This is a genomic window from Flavobacterium sp. FlaQc-48 (assembly GCF_044007335.1).
Taxonomy (GTDB): domain Bacteria; phylum Bacteroidota; class Bacteroidia; order Flavobacteriales; family Flavobacteriaceae; genus Flavobacterium.
In genome coordinates, this window is sequence record NZ_JBIPCR010000031.1 from 21,603 (window position 1) to 30,622 (window position 9,020).

6 protein-coding genes are annotated in these 9,020 nt (G+C 30.5%); all 6 read right to left on the bottom strand.

Going from position 1 to position 9,020, the window contains the following annotated elements; genetic code table 11:
- Nucleotides 1-2: 2 nt before the first annotated feature.
- Complete coding sequence (locus tag ACHRWY_RS27300) at nt 3-1,415, bottom strand: aspartate aminotransferase family protein (protein ID WP_395359143.1); 1,413 nt, start codon at nt 1,413-1,415, stop codon at nt 3-5.
- 89 nt (nt 1,416-1,504) lie between these two features.
- Complete coding sequence (locus ACHRWY_RS27305) at nt 1,505-3,160, bottom strand: cyclic peptide export ABC transporter (RefSeq protein WP_395359145.1); 1,656 nt, start codon at nt 3,158-3,160, stop codon at nt 1,505-1,507.
- Between the two features lie 188 nt (nt 3,161-3,348).
- The gene (locus tag ACHRWY_RS27310) at nt 3,349-4,947 is read right to left on the bottom strand and encodes an MBL fold metallo-hydrolase (RefSeq protein WP_395359147.1); all 1,599 of its coding nucleotides are present in this window, start codon (nt 4,945-4,947) and stop codon (nt 3,349-3,351) included.
- Nucleotides 4,948-5,867: 920 nt separating this feature from the next.
- Nucleotides 5,868-6,599 carry a thioesterase II family protein gene (locus ACHRWY_RS27315; RefSeq protein WP_395359149.1) on the bottom strand — a complete coding sequence of 244 codons (732 nt, stop codon included), beginning with the start codon at nt 6,597-6,599 and terminating at the stop codon, nt 5,868-5,870.
- Nucleotides 6,600-6,618: 19 nt separating this feature from the next.
- On the bottom strand, nt 6,619-7,284 hold the full coding sequence (locus tag ACHRWY_RS27320; protein WP_395359151.1) for a 4'-phosphopantetheinyl transferase family protein: 666 nt from the start codon (nt 7,282-7,284) through the stop codon (nt 6,619-6,621).
- 1,060 nt (nt 7,285-8,344) lie between these two features.
- The gene (locus ACHRWY_RS27325) at nt 8,345-8,536 is read right to left on the bottom strand and encodes a cold-shock protein (protein ID WP_395359153.1); all 192 of its coding nucleotides are present in this window, start codon (nt 8,534-8,536) and stop codon (nt 8,345-8,347) included.
- Nucleotides 8,537-9,020: the final 484 nt, after the last annotated feature.

Below are 9,020 nucleotides of genomic sequence, written 5' to 3' on the forward strand. Positions count from 1 at the left end.
TATTATATGATTTTATTTTTTTCTAGAGCTGGTTCCAAATATTCTTCCATACAAACTATTATGGATTCTTTGATAATTTCAATTGCTGCGTCAACAATATTCTGAGTTGTGATTAAAGGAGGAATCAATCTCATTACATTTTTATAATGGCCACCTACTTCAAATAATAGCCCTCGCTGAAAGCATTCTTGCCTAAGCTTTTTAAGATATGCCGGAAAAGGTTCCTTCGTCGTTTTATCCTTTACAAATTCGATTCCTATCATCATTCCCTTTCCTCTTACATCTCCTATGAACTGATTTTCAGTTTCTAATGTCCTCAATTTTTCTATCAAATAATCCCCTATTGACTGGGCATATTTTTCTATATCATATTCTTCAATAAAATCAAAAGCTCCTCTTGCTGCCGCAATACTCACCTGGTTACATCTAAAAGTACCTATATGATCCGCCGACTTCCAGGCTTCTATATTTTTTTTATATATTAATCCGGAAATTGGAAACCCTATACCTCCAAAACCCTTAGAAAATGTAATAATATCAGGTACAGCGTTTGTATTCATAAATTCTAAGAATCTTCCTGTTCTGAAAAAACCACTTTGGACTTCATCAAAAATCACAATAACACCATGTTTATGAGCTACTTCTACGATACGTTCTAAGTATCCCTCTTTAGGTACAATATTACCTCCTTCTCCTTGTAGTGGTTCTAATATGATAGCCGCCGGAGTTACAATTCCAGAATGTGCTGTATCTAATATCCATTCGAAGTGACTTACACATTCAAAATCGCAGCTATTAGAGTTTTTATTAAAAGGACAACGATAGCAATAACTGTAGGGTACAAAACTTACATTTGGAATAAGAGATGTTAATTTATTGCGAAAAAAAGTATCAGAAGTGACTGCCAAAGCTCCAGAACTCATACCGTGATAACCTCCTGTGAAAGCTATAATTCCATCACGTCCTGTCTTAATTTTTGCAAGTTTTATGGCAGCTTCTATCGCATCTGAGCCAGTAGGACCTCCAAAACTAACCTTATATTCGTCCTGAATCTCTACTGGTAAATTTTTTAAAATTAGCTGAATTAAAGTAAGCTTATTTTCTGTTGGAAAATCTAGTGCATGAATCAATTCTGTTTGTTGCTCTTTAACATAATCTAATACATACTCATTACCATGCCCCACATTCAAAACTCCGCATCCTCCAAAAAAATCAATAAAATGGTTACCATCTACATCTTCGATAATGCTTCCTTTTGCCCTTTTTATTGCAATTGGCATATTTTTTGGATATGAAACAACACTTCCTTCTATTTCATTTTGCAATTTCAACAATACTTTCGACTTTTCACCTGGTAATGAAGATGAAACAATTTTTGCACATTCAGATAAATGATACTTTTTAAGTAACTCCATAGTAAATTATTCTTGCTTATTTTATTAAAATAGATCTTGTAAAATAAAATTCTTAAATTAAACAGTGTTTATAAATGATCCATAAACTCTTAGACCAATTGGTCCTGCACTAACATTTCCCCATAATTAAATTTCATTAATCGATCGCAGTACTGATAGTATGCATCATCGTGGGTGATTGCAATTACAGTTTTCCCTTTACTTTTTAAGTCAGGAATTATATTTTCATAAAAATATTTTCGGAATTCCGGATCTTGCTCTGCAGCCCACTCATCAAAAATAAAAACATCTTTATCTTCTAATACTGAATATATCAATGCAAGTCGCTTTTGTTGACCACTGGATAAATTTTGGAATATTCTATTGTTTGCTTCATCTTGTCGAATAACTTTGTCCAGTTTCATTTTTTTCAAAAGCTCTGCTAAGTCTTTATTAGACGGAAGGAGATTGAAATTATCATAATTCTCCGTAAAGAGATAATTATCAGAAAAAATACACGATATCATATCTCTATATTGAGATCTATTATCATCTGTAACTATTAAATCATTAATGACAATTTTACCGGATTTAGGAATATATAGTCCTGATAATAAATTGATAAAAGTGCTTTTTCCACTACCATTACTTCCAGAAATGAAAATAATTTCTCCTTTATTTATTTTTAGATTAATTGGCTTAAGTTCAAACGCAACATCTCCTTTTTCATCAATGTGCTGGTAGGTTATCTTATTAATAGAAAGTGTTTCAAAAATTGGCAACTCCTTTTTTGAAGTTGATAATGGAAGTGCATCTGAATCGTTCAAATTATCTGTAAGAGTATGATTGAATTCATTAATTCTTGCAAAAGCAATTTTATAACCTATAAGACTTTTCATAAGGTTTATTAAAATAGTGATTGGCCCCATTAAAAATAATAACGTAATCATAAAACCGGAAATAACCGTTTTGTCAATGCTAAAAACAAGAGGTAAAACAAAAAGTACTGTACCTATCAAAAAATAAAAAAAATAATCTCCTAATAGTTCATTACCAAAAGCCGATAATCCTGCTTTGATATTGAGATTTATGGCTTTATCACGATTCTCGGTAATGTGCTCTAAAAATATAGAATCACTTCTCTTAGTACTCATTTTAACCTTATTGAAACCATGTAAAAAGTCGTTAAAAAACCTCATAAATGTATCATCAAGATCTCTCTTGGCATCCATATCCTTTTCAATAATTCCATTTCGATAGATATAAATAAATGTCAATACAATAATAAGAGCGACTATCGTTAAGGCACCTTTTGGATAAAGCCAAAACATATAGCTTAAGCCGGCAACTATCATTATGAGTGAGTTAAAAAAAGTTATAAAAACTGCAGGAAGTGATTCTAAAGTGCGTACATCTTCTAATACAGTTCTCACTCTTGCCTCACCCATCTGTAAATAAGATTCATAATTCGATAGCCGAAGTTTATCTATGATTTGCAGGGTCATTTCTTTACCAAAGATTAACGTAGCTTTTATCATGTAACCATTAAAAAAGTACGTCAACAAAAAAGAAACCAAAACAAAAATTAAGTAAATCAACCAGTCGTATTCATTAAAAAAAGGTAAAGGAGTACCTGATATTTTATGACTAACCAGCATTAACAAACTACCACTCCATAAACCATTAATTACAGCCAAAAGCCCAAGTAGTGGCAATGCTATTTTTAGTTTTAATCTTAATAAATTAAGCAATGTTGCTTTTCCCAATGTTCTAATTAATTTAATTGTTATTATTGGTTTTAATTTCCATGAAAAACAGTATAGAATACTTATAACAATGTTTTGATAAGATTAATCTTTTTTCCATTGTGTAACATCATTTTTACTTTTTCTGAATACACTAAAAAAATAAATTTGAAGTGTTTTAGTCTATTCAGAAAAAGTAAAAATTCAACCTATTTTAAATACATAATCTCTTTTTCCCCAAACAAACGCTCTGCGACTATCTCATTAGCTCTACAATCTTTTATTAACAAGTCAGACTGTACAATAGGGTGGGATTCGTCTGTATACTTAATACTGCTAATAAATTCGAGCCAAGGTTCTTGTCCCATTGCATATACATATACCTCTTTTGGATTAAATGCTTCTACTAACCCTTTCCCTCTTTCGAAATTAGAGCCCGCCAATCTTCGGGAAGAATCCTTATCTCTTGCCAATGGTTCTGTCAATAATGGACCATAAAGCCATGAAAGCGGAGCCCCATCACATTCCATGCCTAAAAAGATTACGTCAACATCTCCAAGTAAAGCTTGTACCCTCTGGTAAATTTTTGATTCCACGTTACAGGAATCAGCAACGAAAAGCATTTTAAAATCCCCAACACGTACATGATGGCATATTTTAGCCTGAATATTTAAATCTGAATGCTCTCCTATAAATGGAATTCCTGTAATAGAACAATCATTAAAATTGATGGTATCCATTTCATCAATTTCCAACACATTATTAAATCCAATTGCTTTAAACATCAATTTCAAACTGGGATCTTGCAAACTGCCGTTAGAAGATCTCGGTACTACTATATTCTTTATTTTATGTCTTAATGGAATAAGAGTTTCGAATAAAATATGATCTTGATGATTATGTGTAATTAATACATAATCAATAGTATCTGGCAAATCCATATCTGAAAAACGATCAACTTCCTGAGGGTAACCATAATAACTAATAATAGGATCTAAAAGAATACTAACATCCTTAGTTTCTACTAAAATGCAGGCATGACCAAAATAACGCATTCTTACTTTATCTCCTGTATACTTTTCATAGGCTTTAGGAAGTTCGGTAGTAAAAAAAGATTCGAACACAGACTCCATATTAGAAGGGATATTCAATTTTTCTTTAATTTCGCTTAATGAGCCTGGAGTTTTTCTCATCTTACTGAGTTCATCTAGTCCATGATGACTAAAAGGTATGTTCAAATGTATTTTGTCCTTATCTTCTAACCGCGGTGTACTTAGGACAAAAGGTCGTTCATCATTATCGGTCAACCATAATAAAATACTTTGCGAAGTCTCTTTATAAAATTCACTATTATATAATAATGGCTCAAAAAATCTAAAAGAGGGCTGGTTATTAAGATCATAAATCAATTCTACATAACCTTTCAATACTTCAGGAACTTCTTCATACAACGGCTCAAGAGAAAATCCTTTTGCTTTTGCCTTTAACAGTACGTCTAATTCTTTGACCGCTTCACTGAATGCAATAAGCTCTTTTTGGTTCTCTAAAGTATCGTTACGTAACTGTTGTATCTCATCTACTCGTTTTCCTTCATAATCAATAAAGGGTCCTCCCAGCATTTTTGGATTTTTTACCGCCGCGGCATGTGCTGCAGGAGCCTGAATATAGGAACTCATTATTTTTAAATGTCTACCCGTAATATTCATAGCTGCTGTTGCAGGAGATATTAAATGGCTCCATGCATACCAGTTATCAAATAATGGTTCTATTACTAAATTTGGCTTTAAATAAACTCGATCTGTACTCATAATACTATTTTATATTTAATTCATATTCAAAGTCTTGACATATTCTTTGAATGATAGTCTTAGGATGTTGCGAATAAAAAATATACATCCTTTTTTTATTTACGAACGTAATTTAATTCATACGCTCAAAATTTTAATAAAGAGTTAATATATCTGGTATTTGTTCTTTCTCTATAATAATTCAATTAGGCCATTGATCAAAATCAACAGACCACGAATGTATAGTATTTCTAAAACTATACCTTACGGGAAACCGTAATTCAAAAAAAGATATTAAAAAAATTTAGCTTTATTTTTAATTCTGCTAACCATAATTTATTTAACCTTCCTAATATTAAATATTTAGTTTTTTTGTACTATAAAAATATTCATACATAATTAATTTTCTCCACTTTTAAATTCAAAACTGTCTCTTAGTTATAATTAGATTTAATAAACAGAATAGCCTTTCCCATTACATGTACTCAAAAGAAGACAATTTACAGAAGAAGGGAAGACAACCATCCAATTACTTGGTCGACTACCTCAAATAGAAGCATTTAATAAAAGGTTTGAAAAAAGTGCAATCTCACAAATCTGATATAATAAATTTGGCAAACCAATTCTAATGATAATATTGATTTCTATATATCACATTAAGTAATATTTGTAATTTATGCTATTGCGAAAAGATTAAAGCCTGGAATTGATGTTCCGAAAATGATCAATATAGATTTCAAACATTAACGTTATTATGACTTCAAGGGAATGGAAAAACATTCTTGAGTCCCAAACCAAAAAAAAATATTCTTTAGATTGTGGACATTCAAAGAAAGTGCAATAAAAGTTAAAAATAAAGGGAATATCTACTTCCCTTATCTGAAATTATATCTTTTGATCTCATGCAAAAACCAATAGATATAGAAATGAATTTCATAAATCTAAAGAATACTAACAGACCCCATTGCAATTTGAGATATTCTTTTTGCAATTAGTTCAGCATGTTTTAAAATAAAAAAATGATCTCCGTCTAAAAGTTCAAATGTACAAGTATCACTAGTTTCATTCTCCCAGGCCTTCATACCTGACAAAGAAGTTTTTTCATTACCAATCCCGATTTCATCCTTACCCATAAAGATATGAATGGGAAATGTAAAGGGCACCTCCATTGGTAAATACTCATAATCCTCAATAGCCTTAAAATCAGATTTCATTATTGGATAGTAAAGATCCAAAAGTTCCTTACACTCTAAAATTTCTTTAGGCAATCCTCCAATTTTACTTACCTCTTCCCAGAAAAGAGGGCTAGGGAGTCCAGATTTTTTATTATTAAATCGTGTAAATCCTGGCCCTCCGCGTCCCGTAAAAAAAAGAGCCATTGGTATCGGCAATTTATTTTTAATGATTCTTTTTGTTAGTTCGTAACCTAATAATGTACCCATACTATGTCCATAAATGATATAATTCCCTTCTTGGATATGAAGCATTATTTGATTTAAAAGATCATCCACCATATTATCAACTTCATCCAACAAATTTTCTTTAAAGCGACTACCTCTGCCCGGAAGCTCCAAAGTAATCCAATCTAATTTTTTTGGCACATGCTTTTCAATACTATTAAAGCTATATTTATTACCTCCTGCAAATGGGAGAGCTATTACTTTATTATTCATTGTAATTAAATCTTTTAATCTAAATTAAATTTGGGTAATAATCTGGAGAAACTACTTCTGATATCTTTATACAAGCTTCATTAACCAGCATATTAGTCGCTATATAGCATTTATATTTGTCATCTAACTTAATCTCTTTAAGGAAAAACTTTTCATCATCGATCATTGCAGTATTTTGCGATATTTCAAAAGATTTTAGTGGTACAGACAAACCCTTTCCACACCCTTTTATTACAGCTTCTTTTTGTGTCCAATACTTATAAAATGAATCCCTTTTATTAAAAGATGTAGAAATTTTCATCCATTCTCCTTCTGTCATTTGAGGTTGAAAATCTTCTATCTGAATATCACGTTGTAATTCAATATCTATTCCTATGTCACATATATTAGTCACAGCACAAACAACAATTTCTCCTGAATGAGAAATATTAAAATAAACTTTTTCTTCTCCAAAATTAGGTTTCTTATGCTTATTATATTTTATGCTAATTTCTTTATATTTTTTATCAAAATGATCAGTACCTCTATAAAGTAATATTCTTCCTAATATTGACAATTGAGCATCCTGCCATCTGCGATAGCTTGTTATTCTATTTTGGAAATCAATTGGAAATCTTAACAAAAACTCTTGCATTAATTTTTTATGATTATTCTCAGAAATAACGGAATAATATATATAGATCATTTTCTTTTCTTACAAAATACAAAATAAATAACTTAACTTTATATATATATTTTCACTTTGACTTATAACTAGCATATAAAGATTTTGCAAGTTTAGGAGTAATTTACTTAATAACAAAATTTAATTATTAAAATAAATTTTGTTATTAAGTAAATTTTATTTCACTTAAAATCAATGAAGTAAACTTTAAAGCAGGGTTTTACAACTAATCAAATTTAATCATATGGCTACTAATCTTTATTAAAGCAAATTTTTATAATTTAAAACAAACAACTTACTATATAAAAAAGCACTTAATAATTGTAATGTTATTTTCGATTTTTAATATTATGCACAAAATGACAATTCTGAAAATAAAAAAGAAAGAATTAAAATTAAATATGACATCACTCTTACTGGTTTACTTCAGGTAATAATTAAGAAAGGAACTTCAACACAAAATCCTTTATTAAGTGTTTCTGTTTTTAAAGTATTCAATAACGATAAATCATATGAAGATTTAAATTATTCTGTGCACCAGATAATAGAATGAATTTTGGAAAGAAATTCACTTCTGGTTTAAGGCTTATAAAATAATGAATTCCTAAAGGCTAATATGAATTTAATATTGACACAAGAAAGCTATTACTTAATATTGGTAAAACTAACCATAAGATTGTTACAAAAATTGGTTATCGTATAACGCTAAAGATTAAACAATAATTGAATAAAAACGTTTACATTATCCAGATATACCAGTGACTGCTTCTCCATCTCAAAAAAACAAGATCCTCAAGTTTTTTTTAAACCTCTCCCGTTACTTACTGATCCTCCTTATCATCTTGTATAATTATTATCGGTCCGTTTATATCTAAACATTAATAATTATTCAGAGTAAATAAAACCATCCTTAAAGTTCTTCAGATCTAAAAATCATCAAGCAAGGATATCTAAATAAAAATTGGAAATCATTTCGTTTCTGGTTTTATACCTATCAATTTTCAGCAGAACTAACATATAGCAATAAAAAAGGCACCTGCTTAGCGCAGGTGCCTTTATAAGCTAACTGTTATAGTATTTATTATGCTATGACTACGTTTACTGCGTTTGGACCTTTACGTCCTTCTTCCACGTCATAACGAACTTCATCGTTTTCACGGATGTTTTCTGACAGACCTGAAACATGAACAAAAACTTCGTCTCCTCCATTATTAGGAGTTATGAATCCGAAACCTTTTTCTTCATTGAAAAATTTTACTCTACCTTCTTGCATTTTAGTATATTTAATTGCCCAAAGATAGTTTATTAAATGAGAACTAACTGAATTTGAGATTTTTATTTTATTTTTTTATACATCATCATATTATTTTTGGCGTTTCCCTCCAGGCCGGGCTGTACGCTAAATCTTTTGCGAGAGTGGTTTTGTTTAAGACCAAGGGGATTAGGATATCGCAAAAGGATACCGCTGCCATCCCTAACGCAGCCACAAATAAAGAGAAGTATCATTTTTAAAAGAAAATCCAAATTTTAAAAATCCCAAAATATTACGCCTGCAAAAGCTTGCCTGGCGATTTATAGAATTTCGTAAACGTTGGCAGTGTTTTCAAGCATGGGAGCGCACAATGTATGATCATAATTGTGATAAATAGTTTTTTTTTTTACCGCAAAGTAAAACCGCAAAGTTCGCAAAGCTTTAAAGTTAAACCTTGCGCACCTTGCCGTTAAATCACAAACCCATAGAAAACAAAAAACCCCGT

Excerpts from the sequence above, each read along its gene's own strand:
- ACHRWY_RS27300 (WP_395359143.1), bottom strand. The coding sequence starts at position 1,415 with ATGGAGTTACTTAAAAAGTATCATTTATCTGAATGTGCAAAAATTGTT.
- ACHRWY_RS27310 (WP_395359147.1), bottom strand. The coding sequence starts at position 4,947 with ATGAGTACAGATCGAGTTTATTTAAAGCCAAATTTAGTAATAGAACCA.
- ACHRWY_RS27320 (WP_395359151.1), bottom strand. The coding sequence starts at position 7,284 with ATGATCTATATATATTATTCCGTTATTTCTGAGAATAATCATAAAAAA.
- ACHRWY_RS27315 (WP_395359149.1), bottom strand. The coding sequence starts at position 6,599 with ATGAATAATAAAGTAATAGCTCTCCCATTTGCAGGAGGTAATAAATAT.
- ACHRWY_RS27325 (WP_395359153.1), bottom strand. The coding sequence starts at position 8,536 with ATGCAAGAAGGTAGAGTAAAATTTTTCAATGAAGAAAAAGGTTTCGGA.